The sequence below is a fragment of the Streptomyces sp. CLV115 genome (assembly GCF_038448545.1).
In the GTDB taxonomy this organism is placed as follows: Bacteria; Actinomycetota; Actinomycetes; order Streptomycetales; family Streptomycetaceae; genus Streptomyces; species Streptomyces sanglieri.
The window spans coordinates 1-16192 of sequence record NZ_JBCEWQ010000182.1 but is presented as its reverse complement, the minus strand read 5'-3'; the positions used below and the strand labels follow the sequence as shown (position 1 = coordinate 16192).

12 protein-coding genes are annotated in these 16192 nt (G+C 71.8%); 7 read left to right on the top strand and 5 right to left on the bottom strand.

Annotated features, from left to right (window positions below; all coding sequences use genetic code 11):
* Window positions 1-126 precede the first annotated feature (126 nt).
* From AADR41_RS36535 to AADR41_RS36525, 3 genes are all read right to left on the bottom strand, one after another.
* The gene (locus AADR41_RS36535) at window positions 127-2490 is read right to left on the bottom strand and encodes an ABC transporter family substrate-binding protein (protein WP_342286308.1); all 2364 of its coding nucleotides are present in this window, start codon (window positions 2488-2490) and stop codon (window positions 127-129) included.
* 335 nt (window positions 2491-2825) lie between these two features.
* Window positions 2826-3380: an isochorismatase family protein gene (locus AADR41_RS36530; protein WP_342286306.1), complete on the bottom strand. Its 555-nt coding sequence runs from the start codon at window positions 3378-3380 to the stop codon at window positions 2826-2828.
* Between the two features lie 323 nt (window positions 3381-3703).
* Window positions 3704-4186: a MarR family winged helix-turn-helix transcriptional regulator gene (locus tag AADR41_RS36525; RefSeq protein ID WP_342286305.1), complete on the bottom strand. Its 483-nt coding sequence runs from the start codon at window positions 4184-4186 to the stop codon at window positions 3704-3706.
* Window positions 4187-4357: 171 nt separating this feature from the next.
* Here AADR41_RS36525 and AADR41_RS36520 point away from each other — a divergent pair, with 171 nt between their 5' ends.
* Window positions 4358-5413 (top strand): LacI family DNA-binding transcriptional regulator, encoded by a 1056-nt coding sequence (locus AADR41_RS36520; protein WP_342286304.1) that lies wholly within the window; start codon window positions 4358-4360, stop codon window positions 5411-5413.
* A gap of 36 nt (window positions 5414-5449) precedes the next feature.
* Here the strand turns inward: AADR41_RS36520 and AADR41_RS36515 are convergent, their stop codons facing one another.
* A complete protein-coding gene (locus AADR41_RS36515; RefSeq protein WP_342286303.1) occupies window positions 5450-6445 on the bottom strand; it encodes an acetylxylan esterase in 996 nt (331 codons plus the stop codon).
* Window positions 6446-6698: 253 nt separating this feature from the next.
* Here AADR41_RS36515 and AADR41_RS36510 point away from each other — a divergent pair, with 253 nt between their 5' ends.
* From AADR41_RS36510 to AADR41_RS36490, 5 genes are all read left to right on the top strand, one after another.
* Window positions 6699-7946 (top strand): sugar ABC transporter substrate-binding protein, encoded by a 1248-nt coding sequence (locus AADR41_RS36510; protein ID WP_342286302.1) that lies wholly within the window; start codon window positions 6699-6701, stop codon window positions 7944-7946.
* Between the two features lie 25 nt (window positions 7947-7971).
* On the top strand, window positions 7972-8964 hold the full coding sequence (locus AADR41_RS36505; protein ID WP_342286301.1) for a carbohydrate ABC transporter permease: 993 nt from the start codon (window positions 7972-7974) through the stop codon (window positions 8962-8964).
* Window positions 8961-9869 carry a carbohydrate ABC transporter permease gene (locus AADR41_RS36500; RefSeq protein WP_342286299.1) on the top strand — a complete coding sequence of 303 codons (909 nt, stop codon included), beginning with the start codon at window positions 8961-8963 and terminating at the stop codon, window positions 9867-9869. The genes AADR41_RS36505 and AADR41_RS36500 overlap by 4 nt, the downstream gene beginning before the upstream one ends.
* Before the next feature lie 88 nt (window positions 9870-9957).
* A complete protein-coding gene (locus AADR41_RS36495) occupies window positions 9958-11160 on the top strand; it encodes a glycoside hydrolase family 1 protein (RefSeq protein ID WP_342286297.1) in 1203 nt (400 codons plus the stop codon).
* 305 nt (window positions 11161-11465) lie between these two features.
* The gene (locus tag AADR41_RS36490) at window positions 11466-12938 is read left to right on the top strand and encodes a glucoamylase family protein (protein WP_342286295.1); all 1473 of its coding nucleotides are present in this window, start codon (window positions 11466-11468) and stop codon (window positions 12936-12938) included.
* Window positions 12939-13014: 76 nt separating this feature from the next.
* On the opposite strand, the gene AADR41_RS36485 is transcribed toward AADR41_RS36490, so the two are convergent.
* The gene (locus AADR41_RS36485) at window positions 13015-14073 is read right to left on the bottom strand and encodes a hypothetical protein (RefSeq protein WP_446751171.1); all 1059 of its coding nucleotides are present in this window, start codon (window positions 14071-14073) and stop codon (window positions 13015-13017) included.
* A gap of 140 nt (window positions 14074-14213) precedes the next feature.
* On the opposite strand from AADR41_RS36485, the gene AADR41_RS36480 reads away from it, so the two are divergent.
* A partial coding sequence (locus tag AADR41_RS36480) for a TPM domain-containing protein (protein WP_446751172.1) occupies window positions 14214-16192 on the top strand: 1979 nt, incomplete at its 3' end.

Genomic DNA, 16192 nt, shown 5'->3' with positions numbered 1-16192 from the left:
GGGTCTCAGAGGTGGGGGGATCGAGCGGCCGCCCGGGTCGACGGGTAGCGACGACCTTGCCCGCCGGGCAAGCCGACGGGCAAGGGATTTGAGCCAGTTCTGAGCTTCCGGCCCTCTTCTGACCTGCTACTTCTTCTTGTTCGCCGGGGCTCCGGCGGCCTGTGGCTTCTTGAACCCGATGTCCTGGTAGTGGGGTGTCCCGAAGCCGAAGGCGCCGACGTTCGCCAGTTTCCTGTTCGCCGCCACGAGCTGCGGGCGCTGGTAGAGCGGAATGGATCCGGCGGCGGCCCAGATCCGGGCGTCGGCCTGCTTCATCAGATCCCGGGCGGCGTCCTCGTCCAGCTCCGAGACCGCCCGGTCGAAGAGCTGGTCGATGTGGTCGGTGCCGACCCGGGTGTAGTTCTGCTCGACCAGCAGCGAGCCGTCGGTGGCGGGCACCGGCTTGGCGAAGATCGGGCGGTCGTCGGTGGCCGGGTAGGCGGTGGCGGGCCAGGAGTACAGGGCCAGGTCGTAGTCGCCGGAGGCGACGTGGTCCCGGAAGTAGCTCTCGTCGGAGACCTTGGTGATCTCCGTACGGATGCCGACCGATTCGAGCATCGCCGAGATCTTGTCCCCGACGCTGCGCAGCGGCTGCGAACCCGGACCGGACGGCAGGACGAAGCGCAGCGTCAGCGGCTTGCCGTCCTTGCCGAGCGGACCGCGGCGCCCGTCGGCCGCCCGTGCGGGGGCCGCGGTGCCCGCGGGGGCGTACGCGCCGGTGGCGCCTCCCGGCCGCTTGTCCTGGGCGGTGACCCTGGAGGGGACGTCCTCCGAGAGGCCGGACTCGGAGAGGTAGCCGGCCTGGCGCAGCAGTGCGGAGCTGTGGAACGCGGCGGCGGGGGCGGGGGCCAGTACGTGGGTGGCGTCGCCCGCCGGGTCGCCGTCGCCGGGGGCGGGCTCGCGCCGGTCCGCGCCGTCGCCGGGCTTGTCGTCGGTGCTGCCCGCCTTCCCGGCGGCCGGGCCCGTCCCCTTCTTCTCCGCTTCCTGCTTCTCCGCTTCCTTCTTCGCCGGTTTCGCCGGATCCTGCTTCGCCGGGTCCTTCTTGCCGGCCTCGCTGCCCGCCTTGGTGCCGTCCGGCTTCTCGACCGCGCCCTCCGGCGTCCAGCCCGCGTCGGCCAGCAGCGCCTGCGCCTCCTCGGTGTCCTGGCCCCCGAGCGCGTCGCTGCTGTCCTTGTACGCGGGCTGCCCGGCCAGCGCCAGATGGCTGCCGAGCGGCCGCGCGGGCAGGCCGAGCGGCCCCAGCACGGTGTCCACGAGTTCCTGGCGGTCCAGTGCGCGGGCGACCGCCCGGCGCACCCGGTCGTCGGCGAGCGGACCGGACTCGCCATTGAGCGCGAGCTGGGTGTAGGCGGGCTCCAGCGACTTGCGCACCACATAGGCGCGCAGCCCGGCCTGCTCGGCGGCGATCACGTCGGCGGCGGCCCGGTTCTTCTCCCTGGCGGCCTGTGCGGCAGCCGCCTCCTCGGCGTTCGAGCCGTGCGACACCGCCCAGGAGCGCAGGGCCGCGGCCGGGCCCTCACCCGCGCCGGGGCCCTGGGCGAGCGGCTGCCCGTCGGCACCCTTGCCGCCGGCCGCCTGCACGATCCGGTGGGCCGCGGCGGCGTCCACGTCGGCCACGTCGACCCGGCCCGCGGCCAGGGCCCCGGTCCGGTCCTTGGGGGCGACGGCCCGGAAGACCAGTGAGTCGAGTTTGGCCGGGTTCCCCCACCAGCGTGGGTTGCGGACCAGTGCGACCTGGCCCGTCGCCTTGTCCACGCCGCGCAGCCGGAACGGTCCCGAGGTGGCCTTCAGGGTGGTCCGGGCCCCGTCGTTGAAGGCGTCCGGCGAGCCGGTCACGTCCTTCGGATAGAGCGGGGAGAACAGCGAGCGCCAGTCCGCGTACGGCTTGGCGAAAGTGACCCGTACCTCAAGGTCGTCGGCGCCGCGCTCGATCTTCTCGATGCGCTCGTAGCCGGCGTTGCGGGCGGTCCAGAACGCCGAGTCCTTGCCGCTCAGCGCCCGCCACTGGGACACGAAGTCGGGCGCCCCGATCTCCCGGCCGTCGCTCCACACCGCCTGCTGGTTGAGCCGGTAGAGCACCACCTGCCGCGGCTCGCTCTCGACCACCTTCGCGGACTCCAGATAGTCCGGGTTGAGCTGCGGCCGGCCCTGTGCGTCCAGCGGGAAGAGCGTCGGCAGCAGGGCGCCGGTGATCCGGGTGGTGGTGCTGTCGGCATCCGCCTGGAAGGCGTTGAGGGTGGTGGGCAGGGCGTCGACGGCCCAGTTGACCGTGCCGCCCTCGGCGACCGCACTCCGGCCGGCGACCGCGATGTCCTGGGGGGCCGTCACACCGGTCGCGCCGTCGTCGGAGCTGCAGCCGGCCAGCACGGGGAGCGTCAGCACGCCCGTCGTGAGGAGCGCGAGGGAGCGGCGCTTTCGGGCCGTCCCGCGCGGGACGCCGACGTGGGACATGGCTGATACCTCCGGGGCCGGCCCGACCCACCCGTCCACGGGTGTGCCAGATTGTGCGTTTCTGGTGGCATATGCAGTTGATCACACCGATTCCTTCCCTCCACTGAAGGCGCCCCCGCGCGGGCGGGGGCGCAGACACGGCGCGACGGCACCGAACCTCACCCGTGCGGCGGAGCGCCCCGGTCTACCGCGCCGCACGGGAGCCGCTCGGGCCGGCCCGGGGAATCGTTCACCGGGAACGCTCCCCGGGCTCGCCCCGGGTCTCACCCCCGGGAATCGAGGGATCAGCCGGCATCGGTGATCAGCCGGGCAGTGGCGACCAGCCGGCCACGGGATCAGCCGAGCAGCGCGACGATCGCCTCCGTCGTGTCCGTCTCGCCCAGGCGCGGGAAGATCTTCTCGACGCTGTTGCGGTGCGCGTCCGCGTCCATGTCGGTGACCGCGTCCGTGGCGATCGTGACGTTGTAGCCGTGCTCGTACGCCGAGCGCGCGGTGGACTCGACGCCGATGCTGGTCGCGATGCCGGCCAGGACGACCTGAGTGACACCGGCGCGGCGCAGCCGGAGGTCGAGGTCGGTGCCGTGGAAGGCGCCCCAGGTGCGCTTGGTGACCACGATGTCGCCGTCGCGCGGGCCGAGCTCGGGCACGATGCCCGCCCAGGGGGCCGGCGCCGGGCCGCCGGCCCCCATCGGGGTCTCGTTGCGGCCGGGGGCGCCGTCGACGACATGGACCAGGACGACCGGGAGGCCCTTGGCGCGGAAGGCGTCGGCGAGGGCCGCGGAGTTGGCGACGATGCCGTCGGCGGGGTGGGCGGTCTCCCGGCCGACGATGCCCTTCTGGAGGTCGATGACGACCAGGGCGGTCCTCGGGTCCAGGGTGGTGGCGGTCATGGTGATGCTCCTGTGCGGTGGGGTGAAGGGTGGGAATTCAGGTACGTGGGGAGTACGGGCCCGAGCGCGGGCGGGCGCCCGGCGCGGATTCAGGCACGGCGCCGTCACGGCCGTCTGCCCGGTACGCCCGGGACCTGGGCCGGAGCCCGGAGCCTGAGCCCGGGCCTGGGCCTGGGGCGCCTCCGGAGCCGGATCCGGAGCCGGATCCGACTTGCGACATTGCGGTCAAGTGACCTCCCAGGACCATGCCCGGGACCAGGACCAGGACCAGGACCAGGACCAGGACCGCGCCCGGGACCAGGGCCAGGACCGGGCCCAGGAGGTCACTTCCCGGCGGTCAGCCGGTCGATCAGCTCGGTGGCCTCGGCGACGGTGCGCCGCTCGTCCGCGTCGAGCCCGGCCGCGACGGCCTCGGCGAGCCAGTCGTGCTTCGCCGCCCGGACCTCGGCGAGCGAGGCGGCCCCGGCCGCCGTCAGCGACATCACCGCCTTGCGGCCGTCGGCCGGATCCGGCGCGCGCTCGACGAGCCCCTGGCTCTCCAGCGCGCCGAGGGTCAGCCGCATGGACTGCGGGCGCACGTACTCCGCGCGGGCCAGCGCGGCCGTGGTGGCCGGTCCCTCGCGGTCCAGCCGGGACAGCACCGACCGCTGTGTCGGTGTGAGCAGTGCGCCCGACGACGTACTGCGCAGCCGTCGCAGCAGCCGGCCGACCACGGCCGTGAGCCGGGTCGCCAGCTCCTCGGCACTCGGCTCGGCGGACGACGCGGCGCGGCGGCCCGGAAGGGTGGTTCCAGTGGGTTCCGGCATGCCCCCAACGTAAAAGGTGCACAGGACATCTTGCAAGGTTGCCTGTCTTCCTTCGGGACGGTCTTGCCCGTCACGCGGCCCGCGATCTAGGGTGAATGCGCTTTCAGAAAAGGGTCGGTACATGCAACAGCAGGTGCTTCGGTACGGAACAAGAAGCGGACGGTCGGTCGAGTGAGCGCCCCAACGGTGTACGACGTCGCCGAGCGGTCCGGCGTCTCCATTGCCACGGTCTCGCGGGTCTACCGCACCCCCGATTCGGTCCGCGCCCAGACCCGCGAGCGGGTCCTCGAAGCCGCCCGCCAGCTCGGTTACGTACCCAGTGGGAACGCCCGGGGCCTGGCCAGCAGGACCACCGGTGTGCTCGGCCTCTGCTTCCCCGACTACGCGGACCCCGACGCCGAGGCCGACGCCGAGGCGGACAGCGACGCCGACGACGCGGTGATGCTCTACTCCGACCAGATCATCCGCGGCATGGAGCGGGCGGCACGGCGGCACGGATACGCGCTGCTGATCGCCGCCTCTCTGGAGGGCGGCCCGGAGAGCCTCGTCGCGAAGGTCGCGGGGCGGGTCGACGGCTTCGCCGTGCTGGCGCAGACGGTACCGACCGAGGACCTCGAAGTGATATCGCGCCGGCTCCCGGTGGTGATGATCGCCGGCCCCCGCGAGATCGACCACCTCGACCACATCGTCGTCGCGAACGCCGACGGCGAGCGCGAACTGACCCGGCACCTGATCGAGGACCACGGGCTGCGCCGGCTCGCCTTCGTCGGCGGCGAGGTGGAGTCGCCGGACGCCGAGGCACGGTTCCTCGGTTTCCGGCAGGCGTGCCGCGAAGCCGGGCTGCCGGTGCCGGACGCGCCCGATCTGCGGGCCGAGATGATGACGCAGGCCGAGGGAGCGCGTGCGGCGGAGGCGCTGCTGGACCGGGAGGGCGAACGGCCGCAGGGGGTCCTCTTCGCCAACGACCAGATGGCGGTGGGCGCGCTGCGCGCGCTGGAGCGGCGCGGGGTTCGGGTGCCCGAGGACATCGCGGTGACCGGCTTCGACGGGATTCCGCTGAGCCGGATCGTCCGGCCGCCGCTGACGACCGTACGCCAGCCGATCCGCCAACTCGGCGAGCAGGCGGTGGAGTTGCTGGTCCAGCGGCTGAGCAACAGCGGCAGCGAGCCGGTGTCGCTGATGCTCCCGGTGTCCCTGATCCGCCGCGCCAGCTGCGGCTGCGGCTGACGGGAACCGGCCCGGGCGGGCCGGCCCCCGTACCGGCTATCGGGCCCGGCCCAGCCGCTCCCCGAAGAACCGCTGCCGGGCCGCCCGGAGCTCCGCCGCCTCGGCCGCCGTGCCCTGGTACTCGAAGTGCCCCGCGTCCAGCACGTGCAGCTCGTGCTCGCCGGCCAGCGCGTTGTGCACGGCGAACTGTCCCGGCGGCGGCACCGAGGGGTCGAAGAGCGCCGCGGCCACCAGGGTGGGCACCTCCAGCCGCGTCGCGGCCGTGGCGGCGTCGAAGTACGGCAGCACCTCGGTGACCTCGGGGTGGTCGCGGTGGTGGGCCCGCACCGACTCGCCGCTGCCGATGCACTGCAGGGTGAGCCGCAAGGGGTGGTTGCCGAAGGTCGGCACCGTCAGCTGTGCGGCCCCGAACCGGTCGTCCCAGGGCAGCGCCAGCGCGCCCAGCCCGCCGCCGAAGCTCTCCCCGAGGTAGCCGAGGCCGGGGCCGCCCTCCCCCGGCGCCAGCTCCGGCACCAGCTCGTGCAGCGCCGACGCCGCGCACCACAGGTCCGCCACGCAGTCGCCGATGACATACGTGTCGCGCGACTCGATGCCGTGCAGCACATGCGCGGCGGACACGTCCGGGATGCCCTGGTGCAGCCCGCGCGACTTCATGCCCCGTACACAGGGCAGGATCGCCGCGGCCCGGGGCAGCGGCAGCGGCACATCGGGGCCCGGCTGCTCGCGGCCGCCGTACCCGTGCCCGATGACGAATCCGTACTCCGCCGCCCCCTCGACGGGCAGCGCCACCCAGCCGCCGATCCGCACGCCGCCCACCGAGGTGAAGGTCACGCCGTGGATCCGCACCCCGTCGCGCTCCTCCTCCACGGGACCGAGCTCCGGCTCCGTGGCGACCTTGCGGGCCTCCTGGTAGCACTCGCGCCAGAAGGCGTCGAAATCGTCCGGAGCGGCGGGAGCGGGGACGCTCAGCAGGTCCTGGAGCGTGTAGCCGTATGCCGGGTCGAAGGGGAAGTCATGTTCGAACGAAGCCATGACCACGACCGTAACGGCCCGCGCCCCGGCGGCACAGCCCCTTGATCATCATCGGGTGAGCAGCGAAATCGGTCACATCATGCCCAAATTCTCATTTGGCGCGCATACCGTGCCAAGTTGAACATTCAGATGTCCAGCACGTTGCACGAGTGTGACCTAGCACCCTCTTGCGGATTCCCGAATGTCTGCCGCAGAGTGATGTATGCGCTTACAGGCAGCGCATACATCAGGATTGCTCAAGGAGGAGCCCTCCATGCCCCGCACCGCCAGAAACGCCTCGATCGGCATCGCAGTCGCCGCCGCACTCACGCTCGGCCTGACCGCGTGCGGCAGCTCCGGCGACGATGTCGCCGCGGACAAGAAGCAGACGCTCACCGTCTGGGCCATGGGGGCCGAGGGCGAGAAGCTCGCGGATGTGGCCAAGGTCTACGAGAAGGCCAACCCGAACATCACCGTCAAGGTGACCCCGGTCGGCTGGGACGTCGCCCACCAGAAGCTGGTCTCCGCGGCCGCCGCCGGCACCCTGCCGGACGTGGCGCAGATGGGCGGCAGCTACATGGGCGAGTTCGCCGAGCTGGGCGTTCTGGAGCCGGTCGACACCAAGACCTTCGACGAGAAGGACTTCTTCCAGTCCGGCTGGAAGCAGGGCGAGGTGGACGGCCAGGCGTACGGCGTGCCGTGGTACGTCGACACCCGCGTCCTCTACTACCGCACCGACCTGGCCGAGAAGGCCGGCGTCACCAAGGCTCCGACCGACTGGAAGGAGATGCAGGACCTCGCCTCGGCCTACCAGAAGAAGGCCGGGACCAAGTGGGGCCTGTCCATCCAGCCCAGCGGCCTGGACACGGTGCAGAACTTCTACTCCTTCCTGTACTCGGCCGGCGGCGAGATCGTCAACGACAAGGGCGAGGCCGTCATCGACAGCCCCGAGGCCGTCAAGGCGCTCAAGGAGTACGGCTCGTACTTCGACAAGGGGCTCTCCAACAAGTCCGTGCAGCCCGGCTACGACGTGGTCAAGGACTTCGGCAACGGCCGCGTCCCGATGTTCTTCGGCGGCCCCTGGCACGTCACCCTGCTGAACGAGGGCCAGCCGCAGATCAAGGGCAAGTGGGCGGTGGCCAACGTGCCCGCCGACAAGACCTCCGCCTCCATGGCGGGCGGCTCCTCCCTGGTGGTCTCCAAGGACAGCGAGCACAAGGCCGCGGCCACCGAGTTCATCAAGTACCTGACGGACACCAAGGGCCAGGTCGACTGGTACAAGCGCACCAAGGACCTGCCTGCCAACACCTCCGCGTGGACCTCCGGCGCCCTCGCCGACGACGCCGACCTCCAGGTGTTCAAGAAGCAGATGGACACCGCCAAGGCCTCCCCGTCGCTGTCCAACTGGACGGAGATCACCGACAAGGTCGACCAGGCCATCGCCAAGGTCACCCAGGGCAAGGCGTCCGCCGAGGACGCGCTCAAGACGGCCCAGTCCCAGATCGAAGGCCTTCTGAAGTAATCGAAGGCCGGATGAAGTAGGAGTCATGCGCACCATGACCGCAAAGGCCGCGCAGGCGGCCAAGGCGCAGGCCGGGCCGGGGACCTCCGGGTCCCCGGCCACCGGGCCCGCGGGTCGCCGGGGCGGCAAGAAGGCCTCGATGGGCGTGCAGAACGTGGCCGGCTGGCTGTTCTCCACCCCCTTCCTCGTCCTCTTCCTCGTCTTCATGGCGTTCCCGATCATCGCCACGCTGGTGATGAGCTTCACCGACTTCGGGCTGCGCAATGTGACGCACCCGCTGGACGCGAACTTCATCGGCTTCGAGAACTACGTCAAGCTGTTCGGCGACGAGAAGTTCCTCAAGTCGCTCTTCAACACGGCGTACTTCGTGGTGATCGGCGTCCCGCTGACGATCGGCCTCGGTCTGGTCGTCGCCGTACTGCTGAACAACGGCATCGACCGGGCACGGACCTTCTTCCGCGTCGGCTTCTACGCCCCGGTGGTCACCACCATCGTCGCGGTCGCCGTGGTCTGGCGGTTCGTCCTCGACCCGAGCGACGGGCTCGTCGCGGGGCTCTTCTCCGAAGTGGGCCTCACCTCGCCCGACTTCCTGGGCTCCGAGACGCTCGCCATGCCGTCGATGATCGCGATGGCGGTCTGGCGCAACCTCGGTACGGTCATGGTGCTCTTCATCGCCGGTCTGCAGGCCATCCCCACCGAGGTGCGGGAGGCCGCGCGGCTGGACGGCGCCGGTGTCTGGCAGGAGTTCAGGGGAATCACCGTGCCGCTGCTGCGGCCGACGCTGCTCTACGCCACGGTGATCACGACCATCGGTTACCTCAACGTCTTCGAGGAGCCGTTCGTGATGACCCAGGGCGGTCCCTCGGACTCCACCCTCACCGTCTCGCTGAACATGTACCGCGAGGGCTTCAACTTCTTCCACATGGGCTATGCGAGCGCCATGGCGTATGTCCTCTTCGTAGTGATCATGGGCATCACGGTGCTCCAGCTCCGACTGCTGAAGGACAACACGAAATGAGCGCCACCAGTGCACCGGGCGCCGTCTCGACGGCGCCGTCGAAGCAGCCCGGCAACACACCGCCGGCCGGGACGAAGAAGACCCGCAACCCGAAGCGCGTACTCGTCTACGTCCTGCTCTCGGTCGGCCTGCTGATCATGTCGGCGCCGTTCCTGTGGATGGCCCTGTCGGCCTTCAAGACACAGCAGGAACTGACGGCCAGCCCGCCGGTGTGGATCCCGACCGAGTGGACCCTGGACAACTTCCGGGAGCTGCTCGACAAGCTCGATCTGCCGCTGTACTTCATGAACTCGGTGATCGTGGCGGTGCTGGTCACCGTCTCGAACCTGGTGTTCTGCTCGATGCTCGGGTACGCCCTGGCCAAGCTGAACTTCGCCGGCCGCAACAAGATCTTCGGCCTGGTTCTCGGCGCCCTGATGGTGCCCGGCAACCTGATGCTGCTGCCGCTGTTCGTGCTGATGAGCAAGTTGCAGCTGATCGACTCGTACGCCGGTCTGGTACTGCCGTTCGCCGCCGGAGCCTTCGGGGTCTTCCTGATGCGGCAGTTCATGCAGTCGATCCCGGACGAGCTGCTGGAAGCCGCCCGGATGGACGGCGCCGGTGAGTGGTACATCTTCTGGCGGATCGTGATGCCGCTGGTGAAGCCCGCCCTGGCGACGCTGTCGATCTTCACGTTCCTGGGTTCCTGGAACAACTTCGTCTGGCCGCTCATCGCGACCAACGACCCCGACAAGTACACCCTGCCGGTCGCCCTGGCCACCTTCGCCACCGACCCCAACAAGGCGGGCGGCTCCAACGGCATGCTGATGGCCGGCTCCCTGCTGGTCGTCCTGCCCGTCGTGATCCTGTTCATCGCGCTCCAGCGGCACTTCACCCAGGGCATCGCCACGGCGGGCATGAAGTAGCCCGCCCGGCGGCCCCACCGAAACGTACGAGGCCACGGCCCCACACTCCGTCGGTCACACCCCTTCATCACCAGAGAGACAGTTTGCGATGACGCACACCCAGGTCCCGTTCCCCGAAAACTTCCTGTGGGGCGCCTCCACGGCCGCCCACCAGATCGAGGGCAACAACACCAACAGCGACTGGTGGGTCAAGGAGCACGCCGCGGGCACCCACATCCAGGAGCCCAGCCTGGACGCCTGCGACAGCTACCACCGCTGGAACGAAGACATGGACACGCTGGCCGGTCTGGGCTTCACCGACTACCGGTTCTCCATCGAGTGGGCGCGCATCGAGCCGGCCGAGGGCCGCTTCTCCCGCGCCGAGCTCGCCCACTACCGCCGCATGGTCGAGGGCGCCATCGAGCGCGGCCTGCGCCCCATGATCACCCTGCACCACTTCACCGTGCCGCAGTGGTTCGAGGCGCGCGGCGGCTGGACCGCCGAGGGCGCGACCGAGCTCTTCGCGCGTTACGTCGCGGCCTGCGCGCCGGTGATCGCCGAGGGCGTCGGCCACGTCTGCACCATCAACGAGCCGAACATGATCGCCGTGATGGCCGGCCAGGCCAAGCGGGGCGACAACAGCTTCCCGCCCGCCGGCCTGCCGACCCCCGACGACGAGACCACCGACGCCGTCATCGCCGCGCACCACGCGGCCGTCAAGGAGGTCCGGGCGATCAACCCGGACATCCAGGTCGGCTGGACCATCGCCAACCAGGTCTACCAGGCCCTGCCCGGCGCCGAGGAGGTCACCGCGGCCTACCGGCACCCCCGCGAGGACGTCTTCATCGAGGCCGCCCGCGGCGACGACTGGATCGGTGTGCAGTCCTACACCCGGACCAAGATCGGCACCGACGGCCCGATACCCACCGCCGAGGGCGTCGAGCGCACCCTCACGCAGTGGGAGTACTACCCCTCCGCGGTCGGGTACGCGCTGCGCCACACCGCCGAGGTCCTCGGCAACGGCATCCCGCTGATCGTCACCGAGAACGGCATCGCCACCGACGACGACAGCCGCCGCGTCGACTACTACACCGGCGCCCTCAACGAGGTCGCGGCCGGGATCCAGGACGGCCTGAACATCCAGGGCTACCTGGCCTGGAGCGCGCTCGACAACTACGAGTGGGGCTCCTACAAGCCCACCTTCGGCCTGATCGGCTGGGATCCGGAGACCTTCGAGCGGCTGCCCAAGCCGTCCGCCGTCTGGCTGGGCGAGATGGGCCGCACCCGCGCCCTGCCGCGTATCGCCGACTGACGCCGGCCACCCGAGCCGACCTCGGCTCCCCCGGGCCGACCGATGTCGGCTCCCCCCGACCGGGAGCTACCTGACAGCTCCCGCCCGTACGGGAACCGGCGACACCTGACGGACGCCGGTCCCCGTACAGCAGGGCCTTCTCGGCCCTGTGCCCGCGTGCGGCGCCGCTCGTGTCCAGCCCTGCTCACGTGCGGCGGCGCACGCGGGTGCCGTACGAGGAAACGGCGCCCCGCGCCGCACATCACGACCGACGAACGAAATCCGCCCACCGCACACAGCCGGTGGCTCTTCTTCGAGGGGTTCCGATGGACCGTCGTACGTTTCTCACCGCCGCGGGAACAGGGGCCGCCACCCTGTCGCTCGGCACCCTGGCCGCATCCCCGGCCGGCGCCGCCCAACCGGTGCGCGGCTCGCACGCACCGTTGCTGCTGCGCTGGTTCCGGGACACGTACCGCTCGATCGAGGCCATGACGACCGACTTCGGTCTCGCCGTCGACAAGATCGACGTCAGCGGGCCCGGCGCCCCCGTCCAGTCGCGTCAGACCTCCCCCACCAACATCGGGTGCGGCCTCTGGTCGACCGTGGCCGCCGCCGGACTCGGGGTGATCGACGACGACACCATGCACCGGCGTCTTGAGCGCACCGTGCGGGCCGTGGAGAAGCTGGAGCGGCACCACGGCTTCTGGCTCAACTGGTACGACGCGCACGACGGTTCGGTCCTCACCCGGTGGCCGGGCACCGGCGACCCGGTCCGCCCGTTCCTGTCCTCCGTCGACAACGCCTGGCTGATCACCGGCCTGCGCATCGCCGCCGACGCCTCGCCCGCGCTGCGCCCCCGGATCGCCCGCGTCCTGGCGACCGCGGACTGGTCCTACTACTACACGCCGTACGACCCGGCCGACCCGGTCGCCGGCCCCGGTCAGCTGCGGGGCGGGTTCTGGCCCGACACCGAGGAGCCGACCGGCCACCACTACGGCGCGCTCAACACCGAGCCGCGGATGGCCAGTTACCTGGGGATCGCGGACGGCTCGCTGCCCGCCGACCACTACTGGCACCTGCTGCGCACGATGCTGCCCGAGCACGAGCAGGAGCAGCACCCGCAGGGCGGTTACGTCGCCATGGACGGCGTACGCGTCTGGCAGGGGCACTACACCCATCGCGGCCGGAAGCTCGTGCCCAGCTGGGGCGGGTCGATGTTCGAGGCCCTGATGGTGCCCTTGTTCGTGCCGGAGGCGGAGTGGTCGCCCGAGTCGTGGGGTCTGACCCACCACCGGTACGTCCGCAGCCAGATCGAGCACGGCACACAGGAGGCGGGCTACGGGTACTGGGGCTTCTCCCCCTCGAACATTCCCGAGGGCGGCTATCAGGAGTACGGCGTCGACGCGATCGGCATGCAGGTCGACGGTTATGCCTCCAACACCGACCGTACGTACACGAAGGACGGCGAGCCGCTGCCGCCCGCCTCGGCGTTCACCAACGGTGTGGTCACCCCGCACGCCTCCTTCCTCGCCCTGCCGTACGCACCGGCCGAGGCGATCGCCAACCTGCGCGCGCTCGACCGCGACTTCGGCGCCTACCACGCGGGGTACGGCTTCCGGGACTCCGTCAACGTCGGCACCGGGCGGGTCAGCGACTACCTGCTCGCGCTGGACCAGGGCATGATCGCCGCGGCGCTGGCCCAGGCGATCCGCCCCGGTCTGCTGCAACGGCCGTTCCGGACCGGCGGGTTCCGGTCGAAGGTGCGGCCGCTGCTCGCCAAGGAGCGGTTCTCCATCTGAACCGCCTCGTGACGTGGCGGCGTACCGGTCCGGGGCGGAGTGCTCGGGGCCCGGCCCCGGCCCGGTACGCCGTCGCTCAGTTCCAGTCCGCCCGGTACGCCGTCCAGTCGCCCTCCCGCGCGGCGAAGTCGACGTAGAGCGCGAGCCCGAACCGTTCGCGGTCGCGGTCGGTGCGCCCCAGTCCCAGCCGGATCCCCCGGACCGCGGCCGGCACCGTCTCGGCCGACTCGTGGTGTCCGAGGTCGCTCTCGTGGAAGAACGGGACTCCCATCAGCAGATCGGTGTCGCGCGGCGTCACTTCGAGGGCGAGCTCCGTCTGCTGGGCGACATAGCCGCCGAACAGGCCCTCCAGGGGCATCCAGGTGTCGTACGACATGACGGCGATCTGGTCGACCCGGCGCGCGACCCGGCCGAAGAACTCCTGCGACCACCACTTCTCGCTGCCGCCGCTGACCACACCGATCACCCGGTGCGCCGCGGGCAGCGGGTCGATCTGGTGGGCGGCGACGGACAGCTGTGCCCGGCGCGCCCCGGTGAGCGCGCGCAGGTCGTCCAGGAGCGAGAGGTAGTTCCGGTCGCCGGAGTGCAGCGGCTCCAGGTCGAAGTGGACGCCGTCGAACCCGGCGTCCAGTACCTGCCGGGCGGAGGCGACCACGGCGGTGCGCGATCCGGCCCGTTCCAGGCGCAGCCCGTCGGGCCCCTCGGTGGCGAGCACATCGCCGAGCCAGGCCTGGACCCGGATGCCGGGCAGGGTGCGGTGGACGGCGTCGATCAGCCACCGGGCCCGGGGGTAGCGGTCGGCGGGCAGGGTGCCGTCGTGCTCCAGCGGCCCGGCGTGGACGTACAGGTCCTTGATCCCCGTCCCCTCGATCCGGGCGGCGAACGCGGCGAGGTCGGCATCGGTCCTGCGCCCGTCGACCCAGGCGTGGCCGAGCCAGATGGCGTCGCGGCCACGGGTGCGGGTGTTGTCGCCCGGATCGCCGGAGTAGTTGAGCCGCAGGGCGATGCCCGCGGTGAGGACCGGCACCACGATCACCAGGACCGCTCCCAGCGCGATCCTCCTGGGCCAGGTCCACCGGAACCCGGCTGCCCGCTCGCGTATCCGCCCGGCCCCGCGTCCGATCCCCGTGAGCACGTCCGTCTCCCCCTGTGTTTCGGTGTGCCGTCGCCGTACGAAAGGCATCATGGCGCACCGCCCGGGTGCCGTCGGCGGGCCCGGTCGCCGGGTCGCGGGTGACGGAGGGTGGACATAGCCTCACAAATGTGACGACGCCCGTGAGCCGTACCCGGATGTCCATACCGGGCCGGGCCCTGCTCACCGTGCTGACGGCGGTGTGCTGGCTGGCCCTTCCCGCAGCGCCGACCGCCGGCGCCGACGATCCCGTCACGCTGTCCCGGGACGGCCAGATCACCGACAGGGTGGGGGCGCTCGGCGACCGCAGGGACCAGGTGCGCGCGGCACTCGACCGGCTGTACGCGGACCGCCGGGTACAGCTCTTCGTCGTCTACGTACGGGACTTCTCCGGCCGGTCCGCGCAGGGCTGGGCCGATGCGACGGCCGACCGCAACGGCCTCGGCCGCGACGACGTCCTGCTCGCGGTCGCCACCCACGACCGGCAGTACGCGTACACCGTCGAGCAGGGCTCCCGTCTCACCGACTCCCAGCTCCGGGACGTGGCGAGCACCGCGATCGAGCCGGCGCTCAGGGAGCACGACTGGGCCGGCGCGGCGATCGGCGCGGCGGACGGGTACTCCGCCGTGCTGGCGGACCGGCCCGTGCCCACCCCGGCCATCACGCCCGGTGCCGCCGACCCCGGCAGCGGCTCCGGCGGCACCAGCACCGGGGACCTGATCCTTCCGGTGGTCGTCGTCGGCGGGGCCGCCGCGGTGGCCGGCTACGCGTACACCCGGCGCAGGCGGCGCGCCACGACCCGCACCACGCCCGGCGCGAAGGGCTGGGGCCCGGCCCCGCCCGGCGGGGCGCCCGAGCCGGCGCCGCTTCCGGAGCTCGACGCCCGCGCGAAGGAGGCGCTGGTGGACACCGATGACGCGGTGCGCACCAGCGAGGAGGAACTTGGTTTCGCCACCGCCCAGTTCGGCGAGGAGGCCGCGGCCCCGTTCACTCAGGCCGTCGGCTTCGCGAAGGGTGAGCTGACGGCGGCGTTCCGGCTGCGGCAGCAGCTGGACGACGCCTTTCCCGAGGACGAGCCGACCAGGCGCCGGATGCTGGACGAGATCATCAGCCGCTGCGCGGACGCGGGCGGCCGGCTGGACGCCGTGTCCGCGGACTTCGACCGGCTGCGTGCCCTGGAGGCCGACGCTCCGCAGGCCCTGGCCACGGCCGAGGCCGCGTTCCGGGCCCTTGCCGGGCGGGTCGCCGCGGCCGAGGCCACCCTGGCCACGATGCGCGAGAAGTACGCGGAGTCGGCCTTCGCGGCGGTCGCCGGCGACATCGAACAGGCCAAGGACCGGCTGGTCTTCGCCACGTCGAGCCTCAACCGGGGCCGGCAGTCGGCGGACAGTGCCAGCAACTCGGCGGCGGCGGTGTACATCCGGGCCACCGAGGGCGCCGTCGACCAGGCGACCACCCTCGTGGACGCGGTGGAGCGGCGCAGCCGGGAGCTCGCGGAGGCGGCGGGGCGGCTGCCCGCCGCCCTCACTGAGACGGAGACCGATCTGGCCGATGCGGGCGGGCTGCTGGAGGGCGCCGGGGACGGCGCGCCGACCGCGGACCTGCGGGGCCGGATCGCCCGTGCGAAGTCGGTGCTCGACGATGTGCGGGCCCGGATGTCGGCCGGTCCGTACGACCCGATCGACGCGCTGCGCAGGGTGGAGGAGGCGGACGCGGCGCTGGACGCGGCGCTGGCCGGTGTCCGTGAGCGGGAGCAGGGCGACCGGCGGGCGATGTCGCTCCTGGACGGCGCGGTGCTCACGGCGCGTTCGGCGATCGCCGCGGCGGCCGACTTCATCACCACGAACCGGGGGGCGGTGGGGAGCCAGGCCCGGACCCGGCTGGCGGAGGCCCAGCGGCGGCTGGACCGGTCCCGTGAGCTGGCCGGGTCGAAGGATCCGCAGGGGGCGCTGGCCGAGGCGCGGCAGGCGGATGCGCTGGCGGGTCAGGCCCGGAGCCTGGCCGAACAGGACGTGCGCTCGTACGGCAACCGGAACGGTCCGGGCGGTGCGCGGGGAACGGGCGGCGGGGTCGGCGGCGCGGTGCTCGGCGGCATCATCCTCGGCGGCCTGCTGGGCGGCGG

Bases quoted from the DNA above. Each gene is read 5' to 3' on its own strand.
- AADR41_RS36495 (WP_342286297.1), top strand. From the start codon at position 9,958: ATGACGCACACCCAGGTCCCGTTCCCCGAAAACTTCCTGTGGGGCGCC.
- AADR41_RS36510 (WP_342286302.1), top strand. From the start codon at position 6,699: ATGCCCCGCACCGCCAGAAACGCCTCGATCGGCATCGCAGTCGCCGCC.
- AADR41_RS36505 (WP_342286301.1), top strand. From the start codon at position 7,972: ATGCGCACCATGACCGCAAAGGCCGCGCAGGCGGCCAAGGCGCAGGCC.
- AADR41_RS36490 (WP_342286295.1), top strand. From the start codon at position 11,466: ATGGACCGTCGTACGTTTCTCACCGCCGCGGGAACAGGGGCCGCCACC.
- AADR41_RS36530 (WP_342286306.1), bottom strand. From the start codon at position 3,380: ATGACCGCCACCACCCTGGACCCGAGGACCGCCCTGGTCGTCATCGAC.
- AADR41_RS36535 (WP_342286308.1), bottom strand. From the start codon at position 2,490: ATGTCCCACGTCGGCGTCCCGCGCGGGACGGCCCGAAAGCGCCGCTCC.
- AADR41_RS36515 (WP_342286303.1), bottom strand. From the start codon at position 6,445: ATGGCTTCGTTCGAACATGACTTCCCCTTCGACCCGGCATACGGCTAC.
- AADR41_RS36525 (WP_342286305.1), bottom strand. From the start codon at position 4,186: ATGCCGGAACCCACTGGAACCACCCTTCCGGGCCGCCGCGCCGCGTCG.
- AADR41_RS36500 (WP_342286299.1), top strand. From the start codon at position 8,961: ATGAGCGCCACCAGTGCACCGGGCGCCGTCTCGACGGCGCCGTCGAAG.